Consider the following 17,481-nt stretch of genomic DNA (forward strand, 5'->3'; position numbering starts at 1 on the left):
ACCTGCCATGGGCAGCACCGCACGCATGCACCCCCGCAGCCGCGCCTGGCTGCGGGTACTCGTCATGCTCCTCGCCCTGCTGGTGCCGGGCGCGCCCGCCGAGGTCTCCGCGAAGCCGGTCGCCGCCGCCGAGTTCGCCGAGTACGACGTCGTCGAACCGGTGCTGCGACCCGCCCCCTGCGCCCACCGCCCCGCCGCACCCCTGCGCCCCGCGCCGCTCCCGGCCCCGGCGCCCGGGGTCCCGGCGGACCGGCCGCTCCCCGCGCCGCCGAGCCCGTCGTACGCCCTGCACGTCCTGCGCACCGTGGTCCTGCGCTGCTGACCGGCCCCGCCCCGAGGTCCGTCAGTACGACGCAAGGAGCACAGCCATGCCCACCGACCCGTACGCCGTCCTGCGCGCCCTGCTGCGCGCGGAGGCCGTCCGCAACACACCGAAACCGCAGGTGCAGGTACAGGTGCAGGAACCGAGTCCGCAGCAGCCCGAAAAGAAGCGGGACCGCTGACCGGTCGGCGGAGGCGGCACCCGGCGGACACCCGCCGGTCTACCGCCTCCGCCGGGCCGTACCGAACAGGGAACGGGTGATCTCACGGCCGATCTGCGTCCCGACGGAACGGGCGAGGGACTTGAACATGCCGCTGCCGACGACCTGTTCGACGACGGACCGTTCCTTCTCCGGCTCCCGGCCCTTTGTCGCCTTCGGTGCCTTGGTCTCCGTCGGTCCTCCGCTCGCCCCCGCACCCTGCCGTTCGCCGCCCCGGGCGCCGACACCCGGGACAGGTCGCCCTTCACGTCCGCGAGGAAGACGGGCACGCCCTGCGCCGAGAGCTGTTCGGCGATCAACTGGAGCGTCCTGGTCTTTCCGGTGCCGGTCGCACCCGCGACCAGACCGTGCCGGTTCAGCACGGGGAGGGGGATGCGGACCGGGGCGCCGGGCAGACGCTCTCCGTCCCACAACAGGGCGCCCAGGTCGAGGGCGGGGCCGGTGAAGGCGTACCCGGCGGCGATGCCGGCGGCACTCGGCGACTCACTCATCGGCAGCCTCTCCTTCCGTTTTACCCCTGTTCATCACGTCTTTTCCAGCGTCGCACTCCGTCTCCATGGCTGCGCCCGGAACGTCAGGACCGGTAGGCTTTCCGTGTGATCTTCAAGCGCATCGGAAACGGCCGGCCGTACCCCGACCACGGCCGGGAAAGCACCCGGCAGTGGGCGGACGTCGCGCCGCGCCCGGTCCGCCTCGATCAGCTGGTGACCACCAAGCAGCAGCTCGACCTGGAAACCCTGCTCGCGGAGGACTCGACCTTCTACGGCGACCTCTTCGCGCACGTCGTGAAGTGGCAGGGCGACCTGTACCTGGAGGACGGACTGCACCGCGCGGTGCGGGCGGCGCTCCAGCAGCGACAGGTGCTGCACGCGCGCGTGCTCGAGCTGGACTGACCCTCCGCCCCAGACAGCGCCGCAAACAGCGGGTCTACCCGCTGAGTTGACCCGTTCGGGTTCTTTTCGCGCCCCGGCACGGTGTCGGATGATCGTTTATTAGTCACGGCGTCCCGGGCGCACTACGCTGCGCCCATGAGCATGCTGACTCCCCCCGGCATGGGCGGTAAATACCGGATCACGGGGGACAAGTTCCCCCGCATGCGCCCCCATCGGCGACGCGGCAGGCTGGGCGTCGTGGTCGTAGCCTGCGGCGCCTTGCTCGGCGTGGCCGGCTGGGGCACCCTGCAGCTCATCGACGTCTTCACGGGCGGCGGAGGGACAGCCACGGCTGCCGGTGCCGACTGCTCGACGAAGGCCACCAAGGCTACGAAAAACGCCGCGAACGCCGCGAACGCTACGAACAACGCGAAAAACGCCAAGGCGGGCCCCGCGCCCTCCTCGTCCGCCGGTGCCACGGGCGCCACGGGCACGCTGCCCAAGCCCGCGCAGATCACCGTGAACGTCTTCAACGCCACGACCCGCAGCGGCCTCGCCAAGACCACCGCGGACGAGCTGAGGAAACGCGGCTTCAAGATCGGCGAAGTGGGCAACGCCAGCAAGCAGTACGACAAGAAGGTCGCCGGAACCGGGATACTGCTCGGCCCCGCGGCCTCCCTGAACACCTCGCTACCGGTCCTCGCCACGCAGCTCAACACCGCCGAGCGCCGCACCGACGCCGCCCGCACCGGGCCGACCGTCGACCTGATCATCGGCACCGGTTTCAAGGCGCTGACCAGCCAGGCGGACGCGACCAAGGCACTGACGGCCCTGGCAGCACCGAAGCCGACAGCAGGCGCCGACACGAAGAAGGCCTGCTGACAGGCCTTCTCGCTCAGCGACTCCCCGCTACCCGGCCGCGCCGTGGCCACGGCGCGGTCACGCCGTGGCGGCTCGGCAGTTACTCGGCCGAGCCGTACAGCCGGTCGCCCGCGTCGCCCAGGCCCGGGACGATGTAGCCGTGCTCGTTGAGGTGGTCGTCGACGGCCGCCGTGACGACGGTGACCGGGGAGCCCGCGAGCTCGCGCTCCATGAGCTCCACACCCTCCGGGGCGGCGAGCAGCACCACGGCCGTCACATCGTCCGCGCCGCGCCGGATCAGCTCGCGGATCGCGGCGACCAGCGTGCCGCCGGTGGCCAGCATCGGGTCCAGGACGTACACCTGGCGGTTGGAGAGGTCCTCCGGCATCCGCGTAGCGTACGTGGACGCCTCGAGGGTCTCCTCGTTGCGGATCATGCCCAGGAAGCCCACCTCGGCGGTCGGCAGCAGCCGGACCATGCCGTCCAGCATGCCGAGGCCCGCCCGCAGGATCGGCACCACCAGCGGGCGCGGGTAGGAGAGCTTGACGCCGGTGGTCGGGGCGACCGGCGTCTTGATGTCGACCTGCTCGGTGCGCACGTCCCGCGTGGCCTCGTAGGCGAGCAGGGTGACCAGTTCGTCGGCCAGCCGGCGGAAGGTCGCGGAGTCCGTGCGCTGGTCGCGCAGCGTGGTGAGCTTGTGGGCGACCAGGGGGTGGTCGACGACGTGGAGACGCATGTCCACAACAGTAACCGGGCCGAACCCACCCGGCGTCCCCACACACAGTGAACCTCCCCCCTCGACTCTCCCCCTCGGCTTCGGCCGTTCACTGGCGGCAAACCGCCCGTCGGAGGGAAAGTGGGAGAAAGGGATGGAGACGGACCGGGGTACCCGAGGTGGTGTGCCGATGTCTGAGCTGCCCGACTCGCCCGACTCGCCCGACTCGCCCGACCGCGACGCGCCGGATATGCCGGAGGCATCCGGGGCGCCGGACAGGGCACGGCCGCCCGAGTCCGACGCCGAGCGACGGCGGCGCCGCGCCCGGTTCCTGCGCGAGCTGGCCGAGGCCCGCGAACTGCGCGACCGGGTCCAGCCGCGCCGTGCCAAGACCGCCCGCCTGCGCCACGCGATGCGCATGCGCACGTTCCGCTGGTAGCCGTAGCCGTACGGGACTTGGGGCATACGGGGAAGATCGCCACCGTCACGGGTGTCCCCGGGGGTGGCCATGCGTGGCGCGCGGGAAAGCCGCGTACGATCCGCTCGTGGCGGCAACGGGTGCTGGTGAGTCGCGCACGGACGTACTCAGGGACGAGCTCACGGACGTGCGATCAAAACCACCGGACACAGGGAGCCGAAGAAGTCCCCTGAACGCCTTGTTTCTGCCACGATTCCGAGTGGGTGGGGCTCGGAGCCCGAGCTCTCGCTCCGCCCGTAACCTCCGCCGGGGGGATCCCCAACCGGCACGCCTAAGACCAGTGGGAGAGTCACGGTGTACTTCGCCGCACTGCTCGCGCGCACCGAAGACGGGTGGGAAGCGAGCGACACAGAGCTCGACGATGTGGAAACCCTGTCGGATCTGGCCGACCTGGCCCGGGAAGCCTCTCCCGACGACGACACGGTGCTCGTGCTGATCGAGCAGGAGGACTCCTGGTTCGGAGTCGTCCGCATCGACGGCGAGGAGGACCCTCGCATCTTCGTCTCCGACGCCGCTGCCGCCGCCCGGAGCTCGTACGGCGAGATCCTGCTCACCGACGAACTGCTCGGAAGGGATCCGGATGCCGACGACGCGGATCTGGACGCCCTCGACCTCGACGGCACCGAGGACGGTGAGAACGACAACAACGAGGACGACGACGAGGCCTCCGCCGGCCCCGAAGGCGGCGGCTCCGCCGAAATCGTGCCGCACGGCCCGCTCGGCGACTCCCGCATCCTCGACGACCTCGGCGTCGGCGAGAAGGAACTGAAGTCGCTGTCCGAGGACGCCGTCACCGAGATCGCCGAGGCCCTGGGCGCCTCGGAGGTCCTGGAGACCGTCCGCTGACCACACCCGACGCATCCAGCACACCCGACGCGTACGACCGGGGCGGCCGGACACCCGACCCCGTACGCGACCGGTGGCGGGCCGCGATGCGGCTCGCGCTGGACGAGGCCCGGCTGGCCGCCCGGGGCGGAGACGTCCCGGTCGGCGCCGTCCTGCTGGCTCCGGACGGCACGACGGTCCTCGCCGCCGGCCACAACGAACGTGAGGCGGGCGGCGATCCGACGGCCCACGCGGAGGTGCTCGCCGTCCGGCGGGCCGCCGCGAAGCTCGGCGAGTGGCGGCTGACCGGCTGCACACTCGTCGTGACCCTCGAACCGTGCACGATGTGCGCGGGCGCACTCGTGCAGTCCCGGGTGGACCGGGTCGTCTACGGCGCCCGCGACGACAAGGCGGGCGCGGCCGGCTCCCTCTGGGACGTCGTCCGCGACCGACGCCTCAACCACCGCCCCGAGGTCGTCGAGGGCGTCCTCGCGCAGGAGTGCGCGGGGCTCCTCACGGAGTTCTTCCGCGACCGCTGATCCCCCTTTGATCCCCCCTCCGAATACCGATTTCAAACCGGGGCTCACCTTGTTGTAAGGTCTCTCTCGGTAGCGTGTCCGAGCGGCCGAAGGAGCTCGCCTCGAAAGCGAGTGTGGCGCAAGTCACCGAGGGTTCAAATCCCTCCGCTACCGCTGGTGGACCAAGGGTCCGGCTCGATGAGCCGGGCCCTTTGTCGTGCTTCGTATGTTCTCGCTCGGCATGGTCTCGTGCGGCAGGCTCTCGCTTGGCTTGGGGCGTTTGCCCAGGTACAGCCAGGCGAGGGCGCCGATGAGCGAGGTGCTGAGGATGAAGAGCAGCCACAGCAGCTTCGGCACGTAGCGGACGCGCTCGGCGGGTGTGCGGACGCAGTTGAGCAACGCCCCCAGGTTCAGCACGGCTACGAGGACCATCGGAACGGCGGTCAGCAGTTGCTCCAGCATGCGTCTTCTCTCCTTCTCGCCCACTTCGCCCGCCTCCGGGCGGCGGCCTTCATCCCTTCATCGGACGAGCACCCCCGATCGGTTCACGAACGCGCCGTGGATGTTCAAAAGCAGTGTGAAAATCGGACTGGCGGTTACACTCACCGCCGGCAACAGGGGCCCAAGTGGGCACAACAGGGGAGGCCAGGTGGCGGTGAACGCCAAGAAGATCGCCGTCTACGTACTCGTGGTCTTCGTGCTCTATGTGATCATCACGGACCCCGCGAAGGCGGCGGACTACGTCCAGATAGGCTTCCAGGGCATATCGGACGCCGCCAAGGCCGTCGGAGACTTCTTCACCTGGCTGGCCGACGGGGCGCGGTAGCCGGGGGCGTCGCCGAGGCCGTCGTACGCACTGGGAGTGTTCATGATCCGCCACCTGGTCCTTTTCAAGCTCAACGAGGGCGTCGAGCGCGACGATCCCCGGGTCGTTCGGGGCGAGGCGGCCTTCCGGGCGCTGGGCGGCCAGATCGACGAACTGCGCTTCTGGGAGCTGGGCTGGAACATCAGCGACCGCCCCATCGCCTACGACTTCGCGATCAACTCGGCCGTCGAGGACGCGGACGCGCTGAAGCGGTATCTCGAGCACCCGGCCCATCAGGCGGGTGTCGCCCTGTGGCGGGAGTTCGCCACCTGGGTGGTCGCCGACTACGAGTTCTGAGCCGTCCCACGCGCCAGCATTCGGCAGCACTCAAGCCCTCCGCCGGAACGATGGGGGGCTTTTGTGCATCCTGATTCATGATCAATACCCCAACTTCTCCCTCAACACGGCGTTATGGGGTGCTTGCACACAGTGCACATGTCTTGTGATGCTATGACCGCTTTTGACGGATGAGTTGACCGATGGTGATCTGACGAAGAGGTGGCGTTGACCGTGTCGGCCAGTACTGCGCCGCCTCAGCACGAGGCACCCCCGGCACCCGCTCCGGCGCCCGCCCTGGAAACCGTCCCGGAGGCCGCCGCGGAGACCGTCCCGGAAGCCGCCCCGGCGCCCGAGCGGCGCCGCGGCGCCGACACCCGGGCGCTGACCCAACTGCTCTTCGGCGAGCTCAAGGTGCTCCAGCCGGGCACGCCGGAGCACAACCGGGTGCGCGGGGCGCTCATCGAGGCCAACCTCCCGCTCGTGCGCTACGCGGCCGGCCGTTTCCGCTCCCGCAACGAGCCGATGGAGGACGTCGTCCAGGTCGGCACCATCGGCCTGATCAACGCCATCGACCGGTTCGACCCGGACCGGGGCGTGCAGTTCCCGACGTTCGCGATGCCGACGGTCGTCGGCGAGATCAAGCGGTACTTCCGCGACAACGTCCGCACGGTCCACGTGCCGCGCCGGCTGCACGAGTTGTGGGTGCAGGTGAACAGCGCGACCGAGGATCTGACGACCGCCTTCGGGCGCACCCCGACGACGGCCGAGATCGCCGAGCGGCTGCGCATCGGCGAGGACGAGGTGCTCTCCTGCATCGAGGCCGGACGGTCGTACCACGCGACGTCCCTGGAAGCCGCCCAGGAGGGCGACGGGCTGCCGGGCCTGCTGGACCGCCTCGGCTACGAGGACCCGGCGCTGGACGGCGTGGAGCACCGCGACCTCGTCCGCCACCTCCTGGTCCAACTCCCGGAGCGCGAACAGCGCATCCTGCTGCTGCGCTACTACAGCAACCTCACGCAGTCCCAGATCAGCGCGGAACTCGGCGTCTCCCAGATGCACGTGTCCCGGCTACTCGCGCGTAGCTTCCAGCGACTGCGCTCGGCGAACCGCATCGAGGCGTGAGCCGGGACGTGGTGCTCCAGGCGTGAGCCGGCACATGCCCTGGACGTGCTCCAGGCGCGCTCTGGACGCGCTTCAGGCGTGCTCACCGCGTGCTCTAGGCGTCGCTCGATCGGGGATCGCATGCGCGAGCGAGATGTCACCGGTAGGAGCGAATCGCTCATCGGGGTTGTTCCCGACAGATCTGCGCTGAAATAACGTCACACCCCCTCTTTCCAGGGCCGATTCGTCACTGACATGTCGACATGTCACTACAGCGTGTTGCCGACATGTGACATTCTGCCGGAAGCGCGTTTGCCGGGGCTTCGGCTCCGGTATTCAGGTGAAGGCTGACGTTCCTCAAGCGGGAATGTTCGCCACGACCGTCCCGCGACCCAAAGGGGGTGGCATGTCCGCAGATCAGGGCAGCTCGAAGGTGCTCATGCTCACGAAGAGCGAGTCCGCGCCCGTCGTGCCTGTAGAGCCCGACGTGCTCGACGACGTCACAGCCCCCGAGGCCGCACAGGCCCCGGCACTCACCACGGCCACGGGGGCCATCGACACCCGCACCCTGTCCCGCTCCCTGTTCCTGCGACTGGCCACGCTCGCCGAGGACAGCCCCGAGCGCGTGTACGTCCGGGACACCCTCATCGAGCTCAACCTCCCCCTCGTGCGCTACGCGGCGGCCCGCTTCCGCTCGCGCAACGAGCCGATGGAGGACATCGTCCAGGTCGGCACCATCGGCCTGATCAAGGCGATCGACCGCTTCGACTGCGAACGCGGCGTGGAGTTCCCGACGTTCGCGATGCCGACGGTCGTGGGCGAGATCAAGCGCTTCTTCCGCGACACGTCGTGGTCGGTGCGCGTGCCGAGGCGACTGCAGGAGCTGCGCCTCGCCCTCACCAAGGCCAGCGACGAGCTCTCCCAGAAGCTGGACCGCTCCCCGACGGTCGCCGAACTGGCCACTGTCCTGGGCGTGTCGGAAGAGGACGTGGTCGACGGCCTCGCGGTCGGCAACGCGTACACGGCCTCCTCCCTGGACTCCCCGGCGCCCGAGGACGACGGCGGCGAGGGCTCCCTGGCCGACCGCCTCGGCTACGAGGACACGGCGCTGGAGGGCGTGGAGTACCGCGAGTCCCTGAAGCCGCTGCTGGCCAAGCTGCCGCCGCGCGAGCGCCGCATCATCATGCTGCGCTTCTTCGCCAACATGACGCAGTCCCAGATCGGCGAGGAGGTCGGCATCTCCCAGATGCACGTGTCACGTCTGCTCACCCGGACGCTGGCCCAGTTGCGCGAGGGCCTGATCTCCGACTAGATCGTCGTCGACTCGACCTGATCCTGGTTCCTGGATCCTGGATCCTGGGGCTTCTTTCCTGACGGAGCGTCAATAACACTGACGTGATGCGAAGTCCGAGGCGGGCATGTGGCCGCCGGGGCGCCTCATGGGGCGCGTCGGCGGCCGCCGTCGTGATGGCGGTGGTGGGGGCTGCGGGACTGCTGGCCGGGTGCGGGGGTTGACGGCCGTGGAGGCGACTACGTCGCGGTCGGTGCGGCTCATACCGCTGGATGAGGAGAGCAACTCCCCTGCGGGGAAGCCCTCTTCCGGGGCGGCGGCAGCGCAGGACACGGCGAGGGCCGAGGCGGGGGCTACTGCGGCCTCGGCCACGGCCCGACCCTGGCCGCGAAGGTGGCTGTGCCAGCCACGCCGAGTCTCCCGACGGCCACCCCCCACACCCACCGTCACCAGCCCGTCCGGCGCGTGCGGTGAACCGGCCGACCTCGCCGTGAGTGAGCCCGTCCGTGCGGGCACGGATCAGCGATGGCGCGAGGACGTCACCTTCACCCTCCACAACTCCGGTGGCACAGCAGTGTGTTCCGGCACGGTCGCCTTCGGGACCCATGCCGTCGAGGCGCTCGGCATCGACGGGGCGACCCGCGAGTCGACGGCCCCGCTCCCGATGCCGATCGCCGCCGGCGTACGCGAGGAGAAGAGCTGGAGGGTGTCCGTGGACGCGGGACGTGTCGGTGCGGTGGGAGTGAGGAGGGGGTGTGGGGGAGGGCGAGGGCTAGGTAGGGGCGCGGGAAGGGGGAGTTACTTCAGCGCGAGCCAGGCGACCGCCGCGACGATCACTACGGCGGCGACGATGCCGACGATCAGGCCGATGCGGGGACCGGCCGGCGCGGGAGCCGGCTGGGCGGCCCGGGGGGCGCCCTCGTCGACGAACGCGCGGAACATCTGGGTGCTGCCTGCGGGGTCGGGGTTGCCCTGGGGGTTCTGGGTGTTGGCCATGGGCCGAGACACTAGCGAAAACGGGCCGGGCGGCCCAAGTGGGGGTCGCTTCACGGGTCGTCACAGGGGTCGACACAGGAACCTGGCGGAAACCCGTGAAGACGAACCCGAAGAGGACCCTGAAGCAGCACCTGAAGCGGCACCTGAGGAAACCCCTACAGCGTCCCCGCCTCCGGCCAGTGCGCCCAATGTGTGTTCGGGGGCAGAGTCGGCCGGTAGCGGGACGCGTCCCCCGAGTTCAGCACCTCCGCCAGCAGCCTGAACGTCTCGTGCGTGCCGGGCGGGACGTCCCACAGCTCCTCGGGCTGGTTCCACTCGTCGAGCCGCAGCAGCGCCGGCAGATCGGCGAGGATCTCGGCCCGCAGTTCCGTCTCGTCGGCCAAGAGCAGTTCCCGGTGCTCGGGGACCAGCAGCCGGAACACGTCCTGCAACGGTGTTCCGGCGTCGGCGGCCACCGTCAGCGCCGTTCCGTCGACGATGACCGGGGCCCCGCCCGCGTACACCTCGTCGCCCTCCGGGTCGATCTCCGCCATGTTGTCCACCCGGTCCAGGAAGGTGCCGTACCCGGGCCGGCCCCCCGTGAGGCAGTTGCCGTAGACGTGGAGGACGTCGGCGAGGCTGCCCTCGCGCGGGTTGTAGCCGAGCAGTTCCACGAGCAGGGCCCAGCGGGTGGCGTCGCCGAACAGGTGGAGGCGGACGTCGACCGGGTGGACGTAGCCGTTGTTCAGGTCGGGGAACGTCCCCTGGTCGGCAGAGGCGTCGAGCTGACCCAGGATCGACGAGGTCGTCATCATGGGCCCTCACCCTAGGGCGGCCCCCTGACACGACCCCGACCGGCCGGACCGCCTCGATCGCCCTGACCGCTCGATCACCCCCGATCACAACCCCAACCACTACCCCCACCTGCACATTTACCTTCGCAATACTTGCCTTTGCCAACTTTTTGCGGCCACCGCTTCCCGTTTTATTTGCCTGTAGCAACCAACCGGTTTATGGTTGCCCCAAGCAACAAATTAGGCCGGGTTCGGGAGGTGTGATGGCAGCGCAGGCGCAGTACGAGGAACTCGCACGTCAGCTCAGTGCCGTCGGAGCCGTGAAGCGGGAGGTCGCGCGGATCATGCCGGCCGACTGTTCCGCCGGATCGGCCGCCGTCCTGGCCCTGCTCGAACAGCACGGCGACATGCGCATGAGCAACCTCTCCGAGCTGCTGGCCGTGGACATGTCGGTGACCAGCCGGTACGCCGCCCACCTCGCCGAGCGCGGCTGGATCGAACGCTCCCCCGACCCGGCGGACAAACGCTCCCGCATCCTGCACCTCACCCCCGAGGGCCGCACCCTGCTCGCCGAGCTCTCCCGGCGCAGCGCCGGCCTGCTGGCGGATCGGCTGGGCGACTGGACCGACGACGAGGTGAGCCAGTTGATCCGGCTGATGACCCGGCTGCGCGCCAGCTTCGGCGACACCCGGACGACGACGACCGCGCACCCGCACGCCTCTCGGACCCACCCGAGCCGAACCACCGGAAGCACCGGAAGCAGCCGAACCACCGGAACGACCCGCACACCCGCATAAGCGAATCAACAGACTTAAGAGAATTAAGAGAAGGAAGTTCATGGCTACGACCACACCGGCCGGTGTGCGGGCTCACGCGGAGCACGGCGGAGGGTCGCACGGTTCCGCCGAGGCCGCTCCGATGACGCACCGGCAGATCATGGAGGCGCTCTCCGGGCTGCTGCTCGGGATGTTCGTGGCGATCCTGTCGTCCACGATCGTCTCGAACGCCCTCCCGGAGATCATCGGCGACCTCGGCGGCGGCCAGTCCGCGTACACCTGGGTCGTGACCGCCACCCTGCTGGCGATGACGGCGACCACCCCCCTCTGGGGCAAGCTCTCCGACCTGTACGACAAGAAGGCGCTCGTCCAGATAGCCCTGGTCATCTATGTGCTGGGCTCCGCGGCCGCCGGGCTCTCGCAGAACTCCGGCATGCTGATCGCCTGCCGGGTCGTCCAGGGCGTCGGCGTGGGCGGGCTCTCGGCCCTCGCGCAGATCGTGATGGCCGCGATGATCTCCCCGCGCGAGCGCGGGCGTTACTCCGGCTACCTCGGCGCGACCTTCGCCGTGGCGACCGTCGGCGGTCCGCTGCTCGGCGGTGTCATCACCGACACGAGCTGGCTCGGCTGGCGCTGGTGCTTCTACGTCGGCGTGCCCTTCGCCGTCATCGCGCTGATCGTGCTGCAGAAGACCCTGCACCTGCCGGTCGTGAAGCGGGACGTCAAGGTCGACTGGGCGGGCGCGTTCTTCATCTCGGCCGCGGTCTCGCTGCTGCTGGTGTGGGTCACCTTCGCGGGTGACAAGTACGACTGGCTGTCGTGGCAGACGTACACGATGGTGGCCGGTTCGGTCCTGCTCGCGCTGGTCTTCGTGTTCGTCGAGACGCGGGCCGCCGAGCCGATCATCCCGCTGCGGCTGTTCCGCAACCGGACCATCACGCTCTCCTCCATCGCCTCGATGTTCGTCGGTGTCGCGATGTTCTCCGGCACGGTGTTCTTCGCCCAGTACTTCCAACTGGCGCGGGACAAGTCGCCGACCATGTCGGGCGTCATGACGATCCCCATGATCGGCGGTCTGTTCGTCTCCTCCACCGTCTCCGGGCAGTTCATCACCCGCACCGGCAGGTGGAAGGCCTGGCTGGTCAGCGGCGGTGTGCTCATCACGGCGGGCCTCGGGATGCTGGGCACCATCCGCTACGACACGGACTACTGGAAGACCGCGGTCTTCATGGCGCTGCTGGGTCTCGGCATCGGCATGATGATGCAGAACCTGGTGCTGTCCACGCAGAACCAGGTGGATCCGAAGGATCTCGGGTCGGCCAGTTCGACCGTCACCTTCTTCCGGTCCCTCGGCGGTGCGATGGGCGTCTCGGCGCTGGGCGCGGTCATGGCCCACCGCATCACCGACTACGCCAAGGACGGCATCGCCGACCTCGGCCCCAAGTACGCCTCCCTCGCGTCCGGTTCGAGCTCCTCCAGCGAGATCCCGGACATGGACAAGCTGCCCGCGCCGCTGCGCACGGTCATGGAGAGCGCTTACGGCCACGGCATCGCGGACGTCTTCCTGATCGCCTCGGCCCTGGCCCTGCTCGCCTTCCTGATCACCCTGTTCATCAAGGAGGTCCCGTTGCGGACCAAGGGCGCGATGGCGCAGGCGGCTGCCGACGGGACGCCGGCCGAGGGAACGACGGCCGAGGTGGAGGCGAAGGTCCCGAGCTGGGCCGACGTCACCGTCGAGGCCCCCCAGGTCAGCGCCCAGGTCGGTCCCCAGGTCAGCCCTCTGGACACTCCCCAGGCCTCCTCCCAGACCTCCACGGGCGGCATCCCGGTCCACGGACACGTCCGTGGTGCGGAGAGCGCGCCCGTCCCGCAGGCCGCCGTCACGCTGATCTCGCTCGCCGGACGGCAGCTCGGCCGGTCGGTCGCGCAGGCCGACGGCGCCTACGCGCTGGACGCGCCGGGTACGGGTTCGTACGTGCTGATCGCCTCCGCGGACGGGTTCCAGCCGCAGGCCTCCACGGTCGTCGTGAACGGCGAGCCGGTCGCGTACGACATCCTGCTCAGCGGGACCAGCGGGCTCAGCGGTGTCGTGCGGGCCGCCCGGTCGGGTGAAGGCGTCAACGGCGCGATGGTCATCGTCACCGATGTGCGGGGCGATCTGCTGGCCACCGCTGCCACCGGTGAACGGGGGGAGTTCTCCTTCGCGGAGCTGGTGCCGGGCGCGGTGACCGTCGCGGTGAACGCCGTCGGGTTCCGGCCGCGCGCCCTGCCCGTCGAGATCGGCGCGACGGGCGTGACCCGGGCGGAGGTCGTCCTCGACGCGGGCGCGCAGCTCCAGGGTGTCGTCCGGGCCCCGCACGGTCCGCTGGGCGACGCACGGGTGACGCTCGTGGACGCGGCGGGCAACGTCGTCGGCACGGCCACCACCGGCACGGACGGGGCGTACGCCTTCGCCGACCTCGACGGCGGCGAGTACACGGTCAGCGCGACCGGCTACCCGCCGGTGGCCACCGCGCTGACCGTGGCGGGCCCCGGCGTCGACGGCCACGACATCGAACTCGCCCACCCCGGCGAGTAGCACGCGACGAGCAGCAGGACGGACGGCACCGAGTGGGCGGCGGGTACGGATCCCGCCGCCCACCGGGCTCTTTGGAGGAGTTACCGGAGATGGCACTGACATGGCACTGACCGCGAGGATCCGCACCAGGGACGGCTGGGCTCTGTCGCACGCCGTCGTCACGGTGACCGACATGACGGGCACCCAGATGCTGCGGGCGGAGGCGGACGACGAGGGGGCCGTCCGGGACACGACCGAGCTCGTGCCCGGCCCGTACACGGTGATCATCACGGCCGTCGGGTACGCGCCCTCGGCCTCCACCGCGATCGTCACGGCGAGCGGGCGGGCGGAGGTCGGCACCGTGACCCTGGCCCGGCAGGGCGGCGCGGAACTGCCGCCGCCCGGCCCGTGGACCGTCGACCCGGCGCACTCCACGGTCGGCGCGGTCGCCCGGCACCTGGGCATCTCCAGCGTGCGCGGCCGGTTCACGGACTTCACGGCGTCCGTCGAGATCGCCCCGGACGACGTCACCAAGTCCCGTGTGGAGACGGTGATCCGGGCGGCCTCCATCGACACCGGCAACGACATGCGCGACACCCACCTGCGCTCGTCGGACTTCCTGGACGTCGAGACGTACCCGAAGATCACCTACCTCTCGACCGGCCTGACGGCGGCGGGCCCCGACCGCTGGACGGTCCACGGCACGCTGACCATGCGCGGTGTCGCACGGCCCGTCGACCTGGATCTCGCCTACCTCGGCACCGGCTCGGACCCGTGGGGCGGCACCCGCGCCGCGTTCCGCGCGACGGCGGAACTCCACCGCGAGGACTTCGCGATGGACTACAACCAGGTCGTCCAGGCCGGCATCGCCGCCATCGGTACGACCCTCAAGGTCGAACTGGACGTCCAGGCGGTGCAGGGGGACGCCCTGCCGCATCCGTAGGCATGGGGGTGGGGATGGGCGTAGGCGTAGGCACGGCAGGGTCAGCCGGAACGTGGGTTCTGCCGCCTAGGCTGGGCCCATGGCACCGAACATCGCGACGAACACCAAGGTCTCTCTGGACGAGCTGCTGGACTTCGTCCGCCCCCGGCATCATGCGATCCTGCTGACCCGGCGGGGCGACGGCGGGCCCCAGGCATCGCCGCTGACCTGCGGGGTCGACGACGCGGGGCGGATCGTCGTCTCCACCTACCCCGAGCGGGCGAAGACCCGTAACGCCAAGCGGGACGAGCGGGTGAGCCTCCTCGTGCTCAGCGACGACTGGAACGGGCCCTGGGTCCAGATCGACGGCACCGCCGAGGTCGTCGACGCGCCGGACTCCGTCGAGCCGCTCGTGGAGTACTACCGCAACATCGCCGGCGAGCACCCCGACTGGGACGAGTACCGGCAGGCCATGCTGAAGCAGGGCAAGTCGATCATCCGGGTCACGCCGGAGCGGTGGGGGCCGGTGGCGACCGGCGGGTTCCCGGCACGGCTCGCACAACAGGACTGAACCCCGGACGACCCAGACCGACGGACGGAGTCCGGCGCAGCGTCTCGAAGCCTGCGCAGCAGTGCGAGGGACGCAGACAGAAGGGGCCCGGCAGGCCATGCTGAAGCAGGGCAAGTCGATCATCCGGGTCACGCCGGAGCGGTGGGGGCCGGTGGCGACCGGCGGGTTCCCGGCCCGGCTCGTCCAGGACTAAAAAAACCGAAGCCAGGGCTAACCGCGTTTCACCATCGCCTCGATGCCCGCCACCAGCAGGTCCAGGGCGAAGGTGAAGTCGCGGTCCAGCATCTCGGCGACCGTGTCGCCGCCGCGGGCCGCCATGAGGTTCTTGGACTGCGCGACGATCTCCGCGGTCTGCGGGGCCTCGTGGCTCGCGCTCAGGGCATGTTGGAAGTACTCGTCCGGGGTCAGACCGGTGTCCGCGGCGCGTGTCAGGAAGTGGCCCTCGATCGTGCCGTAGCCGTACACGAACTGGAAGACGGCCGAGATCGCGCCGGTGATGCCGCGCTCGGGCAGGCCGGTGCGCAGGACGGTCTGCTGGACCGTGCGGGAGAAGCGCACGGAGTTCGGGCCGAGGTTGAGGTAGCGGCCGGCGAGCGGGGACAGCCAGGCGTGGCGGACCAGCAGCCCCCGGTAGGCCGTGGCCAGCGTGCGCAGTTGCTCGCGCCAGTCCGCGCCCTCGTCCTGCGGGTCGGGCAGTTTCTCCAGCTCGCCGTAGACCCGGTCCAGGGCGATTTCGAGGAGGTCGTCCTTGGTGTCGACGTACCAGTAGACGGACATCGCCGTCACGTTCAGCTCGGCGGCCAGCCGGCGCATGGAGAACCTGGTCAGCCCCTCGGCGTCCAGCAGGCGCACGGTGACCTCGGTGATCCGGTCCAGGTCGAGCCCGGAGGGCTGGCTCCCGCCCCGCCCACGCCGGCGCGCCTTGCCCTCCAGCCACACGCTGCGCCGCGCGGCGTCCTTGGCGGTCCCGGCGTCCTTGGCGGTCTCGGCCATGGCAGGGCACCTTCCTCACGTCGCGGTAACTGGGAAAGATGCTAGGCCTGAAGACGGAGGCAGCGGAAAGCGGCAGCGGAAAGGAAACAAAGAGACCGGGGAAAAAAGCAAAGGCAAGGAGGTCACGCGCTCCTTGCCACTTTCAACTTATAGCGCAGTGGGGGGCTTGCGGCAAGGCCCCCGTCGTGCCGCAGAATCTCCCGCCTGGGCCGGAATCTGCGGAAAACGGGGTCGTGGAAATGCGTGTGCTGTTGTCGACGTACGGGTCGCGTGGGGACGTCGAGCCGCTGGCGGGACTGGCGGTGGCGTTGCGGGAACTCGGCGCGGAGGTGCGGGTGTGCGCGCCGCCGGACGAGGAGTTCGCGGAGCTGGTGGGAGGTGCCGGCGCGGAGTTCGTGCCGTTCGGGCGGTCGGTGCGCGAGCTGGTGACCGGGGTGACGCCGGTGTCGGCGGCGGACGTGCCCCGGTTCGCGGCCGAGCTGGTCGCCGCGCGGTTCGACACGGTCGCCGCGGCGGCCGAGGGATGTGACGTGGTGCTGGCGACCGGCCTGCTGCCGGTCGGCACCCGGTCGGTGGCCGAGCGGCTGGGCATCCCCTACGTGTACGCGTGCTTCCATCCGTGCGAACTGCCGTCGCCGCACTACCTGCCGTCGCCGTCGCGGCCGGGCCCGCCGTTCCCGCCGGGCGTGACCGACAACCGGGTGCTGTGGGACCTGGACGCCCAGAAGGTGGACGCGCTGTACGGCGGGGCGCTCAACACCCACCTGTCGGCGCTCGGCCTGCCCCCGGTGACAGGCGTCCGCGACCACGTGTTCACCGAGCAGCCGTGGCTGGCGGCCGACCCGGTCCTCGGCCCGTGGCAGGAGCTGACGGACCTCGACGTCGTGCAGACCGGCGCGTGGATCCTGCTGGACGAACGCCCGCTGCCGGCCGACCTGGTGGCGTTCCTGGAGGCCGGCGCGCCGCCGGTGTACGTCGGCTTCGGCAGCATGCCCATGCGCGGCCCGACGGACGTCGCCCGGGTGGCCGTCGAAGCGGTGCGCGCGCAGGGGCGGCGCGTGCTCGTCGGGAGCGGCTGGGCGGGGCTGGGCCTGATCGACGGCCGGGACAAGGATCGGGACGATGGCCGCGACGACGGTCGGGACGGCGGATGGGACGACTGTTTCGTCGTCGGCGAGGTCAACCAGCAGCGGTTGTTCGGGCGGGTGGCGGCCGTCGTGCACCACGGCGGCGCGGGGACCACGACGACGGCCGCGCGGGCCGGTGCGCCCCAGGTGGTCGTCCCGCAGATCGTGGACCAGCCGCGCTGGGCGGACCGGGTCGCCGAGCTGGGCATCGGCGCGGCGCACGACGGTCCGACGCCGACCTTCGCGTCCCTGTCGGCCGCGCTGACGACGGCCCTGGCCGACGAGACCCGCGCCCGGGCGACCACGGTGGCCGCCATGATCCGCACCGACGGGGCGGAGGTGGCCGCGAAGCTGCTGTTCGACGTCGTCGGCCGGGGGCGGGGCGCGCAGCGGACGCCCCCGGCCGCGTGAGGTCCGTC

General features: G+C 70.5%; 21 protein-coding genes, 1 tRNA gene and 2 pseudogenes. 17 read left to right on the top strand and 7 right to left on the bottom strand.

Translation table 11 applies throughout. The annotated features are described in order from the left end of the window. Positions 1-7 precede the first annotated feature (7 nt). Both OG352_RS20980 and OG352_RS20985 read left to right on the top strand, forming a co-directional pair. On the top strand, positions 8-322 hold the full coding sequence (locus OG352_RS20980) for a hypothetical protein (RefSeq protein WP_329218883.1): 315 nt from the start codon (positions 8-10) through the stop codon (positions 320-322). A gap of 46 nt (positions 323-368) precedes the next feature. Further along, positions 369-503, top strand: a complete 135-nt coding sequence (locus OG352_RS20985) for a hypothetical protein (RefSeq protein WP_329218884.1) — start codon at positions 369-371, stop codon at positions 501-503. 39 nt (positions 504-542) lie between these two features. On the opposite strand, the pseudogene OG352_RS20990 reads toward OG352_RS20985, so the two are convergent. Further along, positions 543-695: pseudogene (locus tag OG352_RS20990) on the bottom strand (helicase HerA-like domain-containing protein); the annotation flags it as partial. Between the two features lie 23 nt (positions 696-718). Then, positions 719-1,067, bottom strand: a pseudogene (locus tag OG352_RS20995) (helicase HerA-like domain-containing protein); the annotation flags it as partial. A gap of 71 nt (positions 1,068-1,138) precedes the next feature. Here OG352_RS20995 and OG352_RS21000 point away from each other — a divergent pair. Both OG352_RS21000 and OG352_RS21005 read left to right on the top strand, forming a co-directional pair. Further along, positions 1,139-1,435 (top strand): type II toxin-antitoxin system VapB family antitoxin, encoded by a 297-nt coding sequence (locus OG352_RS21000; RefSeq protein WP_004943146.1) that lies wholly within the window; start codon positions 1,139-1,141, stop codon positions 1,433-1,435. Positions 1,436-1,594: 159 nt separating this feature from the next. After that, a complete protein-coding gene (locus OG352_RS21005) occupies positions 1,595-2,296 on the top strand; it encodes a LytR C-terminal domain-containing protein (RefSeq protein WP_329223905.1) in 702 nt (233 codons plus the stop codon). Between the two features lie 79 nt (positions 2,297-2,375). Here OG352_RS21005 and upp read toward each other — a convergent pair whose 3' ends face one another. Then, complete coding sequence (gene upp, locus OG352_RS21010) at positions 2,376-3,011, bottom strand: uracil phosphoribosyltransferase (RefSeq protein ID WP_329218886.1); 636 nt, start codon at positions 3,009-3,011, stop codon at positions 2,376-2,378. A gap of 229 nt (positions 3,012-3,240) precedes the next feature. On the opposite strand from upp, the gene OG352_RS21015 reads away from it, so the two are divergent. From OG352_RS21015 to OG352_RS21030, 4 genes are all read left to right on the top strand, one after another. Then, on the top strand, positions 3,241-3,429 hold the full coding sequence (locus tag OG352_RS21015; RefSeq protein WP_329223906.1) for a hypothetical protein: 189 nt from the start codon (positions 3,241-3,243) through the stop codon (positions 3,427-3,429). A gap of 333 nt (positions 3,430-3,762) precedes the next feature. After that, entirely contained in the window at positions 3,763-4,314 is a 552-nt protein-coding gene (locus tag OG352_RS21020) for a tRNA adenosine deaminase-associated protein (RefSeq protein ID WP_329218887.1), read from the top strand. An 86-nt stretch (positions 4,315-4,400) separates the two neighbouring features. Further along, positions 4,401-4,832, top strand: a complete 432-nt coding sequence (gene tadA / locus OG352_RS21025) for a tRNA adenosine(34) deaminase TadA (RefSeq protein WP_329218889.1) — start codon at positions 4,401-4,403, stop codon at positions 4,830-4,832. Between the two features lie 68 nt (positions 4,833-4,900). Continuing rightward, positions 4,901-4,985, top strand: a tRNA-Ser gene (locus tag OG352_RS21030). On the opposite strand, the gene OG352_RS21035 is transcribed toward OG352_RS21030, so the two are convergent. After that, positions 4,980-5,273, bottom strand: a complete 294-nt coding sequence (locus tag OG352_RS21035; RefSeq protein WP_329218892.1) for a PLD nuclease N-terminal domain-containing protein — start codon at positions 5,271-5,273, stop codon at positions 4,980-4,982. The two genes, OG352_RS21030 and OG352_RS21035, sit on opposite strands and share 6 nt — an antisense overlap. Before the next feature lie 187 nt (positions 5,274-5,460). Here OG352_RS21035 and OG352_RS21040 point away from each other — a divergent pair, with 187 nt between their 5' ends. From OG352_RS21040 to OG352_RS21055, 4 genes are all read left to right on the top strand, one after another. Next, a complete protein-coding gene (locus OG352_RS21040; RefSeq protein ID WP_329218893.1) occupies positions 5,461-5,637 on the top strand; it encodes a hypothetical protein in 177 nt (58 codons plus the stop codon). Between the two features lie 42 nt (positions 5,638-5,679). After that, complete coding sequence (locus OG352_RS21045) at positions 5,680-5,973, top strand: Dabb family protein (RefSeq protein ID WP_329218894.1); 294 nt, start codon at positions 5,680-5,682, stop codon at positions 5,971-5,973. Between the two features lie 207 nt (positions 5,974-6,180). Continuing rightward, a complete protein-coding gene (locus OG352_RS21050) occupies positions 6,181-7,077 on the top strand; it encodes an RNA polymerase sigma factor SigF (protein WP_329218895.1) in 897 nt (298 codons plus the stop codon). A gap of 385 nt (positions 7,078-7,462) precedes the next feature. After that, positions 7,463-8,368: an RNA polymerase sigma factor SigF gene (locus tag OG352_RS21055; RefSeq protein WP_329218896.1), complete on the top strand. Its 906-nt coding sequence runs from the start codon at positions 7,463-7,465 to the stop codon at positions 8,366-8,368. Positions 8,369-9,145: 777 nt separating this feature from the next. Here the strand turns inward: OG352_RS21055 and OG352_RS21060 are convergent. Next, positions 9,146-9,343 carry a hypothetical protein gene (locus OG352_RS21060; RefSeq protein WP_093780956.1) on the bottom strand — a complete coding sequence of 66 codons (198 nt, stop codon included), beginning with the start codon at positions 9,341-9,343 and terminating at the stop codon, positions 9,146-9,148. Positions 9,344-9,498: 155 nt separating this feature from the next. Beyond that, positions 9,499-10,137, bottom strand: a complete 639-nt coding sequence (locus tag OG352_RS21065; protein ID WP_329218899.1) for a DUF7003 family protein — start codon at positions 10,135-10,137, stop codon at positions 9,499-9,501. Between the two features lie 242 nt (positions 10,138-10,379). Here OG352_RS21065 and OG352_RS21070 point away from each other — a divergent pair, with 242 nt between their 5' ends. From OG352_RS21070 to OG352_RS21085, 4 genes are all read left to right on the top strand, one after another. Then, entirely contained in the window at positions 10,380-10,913 is a 534-nt protein-coding gene (locus OG352_RS21070; RefSeq protein WP_329218900.1) for a MarR family winged helix-turn-helix transcriptional regulator, read from the top strand. Between the two features lie 40 nt (positions 10,914-10,953). After that, on the top strand, positions 10,954-13,470 hold the full coding sequence (locus OG352_RS21075; RefSeq protein ID WP_329218901.1) for an MFS transporter: 2,517 nt from the start codon (positions 10,954-10,956) through the stop codon (positions 13,468-13,470). 100 nt (positions 13,471-13,570) lie between these two features. Further along, positions 13,571-14,392 (top strand): YceI family protein, encoded by an 822-nt coding sequence (locus OG352_RS21080; protein ID WP_329218902.1) that lies wholly within the window; start codon positions 13,571-13,573, stop codon positions 14,390-14,392. 79 nt (positions 14,393-14,471) lie between these two features. Then, the gene (locus tag OG352_RS21085) at positions 14,472-14,942 is read left to right on the top strand and encodes a PPOX class F420-dependent oxidoreductase (RefSeq protein WP_329218903.1); all 471 of its coding nucleotides are present in this window, start codon (positions 14,472-14,474) and stop codon (positions 14,940-14,942) included. A 210-nt stretch (positions 14,943-15,152) separates the two neighbouring features. On the opposite strand, the gene OG352_RS21095 is transcribed toward OG352_RS21085, so the two are convergent. Beyond that, positions 15,153-15,935: a TetR/AcrR family transcriptional regulator gene (locus tag OG352_RS21095; RefSeq protein ID WP_329218904.1), complete on the bottom strand. Its 783-nt coding sequence runs from the start codon at positions 15,933-15,935 to the stop codon at positions 15,153-15,155. A 239-nt stretch (positions 15,936-16,174) separates the two neighbouring features. On the opposite strand from OG352_RS21095, the gene OG352_RS21100 reads away from it, so the two are divergent. Next, a complete protein-coding gene (locus OG352_RS21100; RefSeq protein WP_329223907.1) occupies positions 16,175-17,473 on the top strand; it encodes a glycosyltransferase in 1,299 nt (432 codons plus the stop codon). The last annotated feature ends 8 nt before the right edge of the window (positions 17,474-17,481 follow it).

Source organism: Streptomyces sp. NBC_01485, assembly GCF_036227125.1.
Lineage (GTDB): Bacteria > Actinomycetota > Actinomycetes > Streptomycetales > Streptomycetaceae > Streptomyces.

Bases quoted from the DNA above. Each gene is read 5' to 3' on its own strand.
- OG352_RS21100 (WP_329223907.1), top strand. From the start codon at position 16,175: ATGCGTGTGCTGTTGTCGACGTACGGGTCGCGTGGGGACGTCGAGCCG.
- OG352_RS21035 (WP_329218892.1), bottom strand. From the start codon at position 5,273: ATGCTGGAGCAACTGCTGACCGCCGTTCCGATGGTCCTCGTAGCCGTG.
- OG352_RS21085 (WP_329218903.1), top strand. From the start codon at position 14,472: ATGGCACCGAACATCGCGACGAACACCAAGGTCTCTCTGGACGAGCTG.
- OG352_RS21095 (WP_329218904.1), bottom strand. From the start codon at position 15,935: ATGGCCGAGACCGCCAAGGACGCCGGGACCGCCAAGGACGCCGCGCGG.
- OG352_RS21065 (WP_329218899.1), bottom strand. From the start codon at position 10,137: ATGATGACGACCTCGTCGATCCTGGGTCAGCTCGACGCCTCTGCCGAC.
- OG352_RS20985 (WP_329218884.1), top strand. From the start codon at position 369: ATGCCCACCGACCCGTACGCCGTCCTGCGCGCCCTGCTGCGCGCGGAG.
- OG352_RS21070 (WP_329218900.1), top strand. From the start codon at position 10,380: ATGGCAGCGCAGGCGCAGTACGAGGAACTCGCACGTCAGCTCAGTGCC.
- OG352_RS21080 (WP_329218902.1), top strand. From the start codon at position 13,571: ATGGCACTGACCGCGAGGATCCGCACCAGGGACGGCTGGGCTCTGTCG.
- tadA (WP_329218889.1), top strand. From the start codon at position 4,401: ATGCGGCTCGCGCTGGACGAGGCCCGGCTGGCCGCCCGGGGCGGAGAC.
- upp (WP_329218886.1), bottom strand. From the start codon at position 3,011: ATGCGTCTCCACGTCGTCGACCACCCCCTGGTCGCCCACAAGCTCACC.
- OG352_RS21075 (WP_329218901.1), top strand. From the start codon at position 10,954: ATGGCTACGACCACACCGGCCGGTGTGCGGGCTCACGCGGAGCACGGC.
- OG352_RS21045 (WP_329218894.1), top strand. From the start codon at position 5,680: ATGATCCGCCACCTGGTCCTTTTCAAGCTCAACGAGGGCGTCGAGCGC.
- OG352_RS21015 (WP_329223906.1), top strand. From the start codon at position 3,241: ATGCCGGAGGCATCCGGGGCGCCGGACAGGGCACGGCCGCCCGAGTCC.
- OG352_RS21005 (WP_329223905.1), top strand. From the start codon at position 1,595: ATGGGCGGTAAATACCGGATCACGGGGGACAAGTTCCCCCGCATGCGC.
- OG352_RS21055 (WP_329218896.1), top strand. From the start codon at position 7,463: ATGTCCGCAGATCAGGGCAGCTCGAAGGTGCTCATGCTCACGAAGAGC.
- OG352_RS20980 (WP_329218883.1), top strand. From the start codon at position 8: ATGGGCAGCACCGCACGCATGCACCCCCGCAGCCGCGCCTGGCTGCGG.
- OG352_RS21060 (WP_093780956.1), bottom strand. From the start codon at position 9,343: ATGGCCAACACCCAGAACCCCCAGGGCAACCCCGACCCCGCAGGCAGC.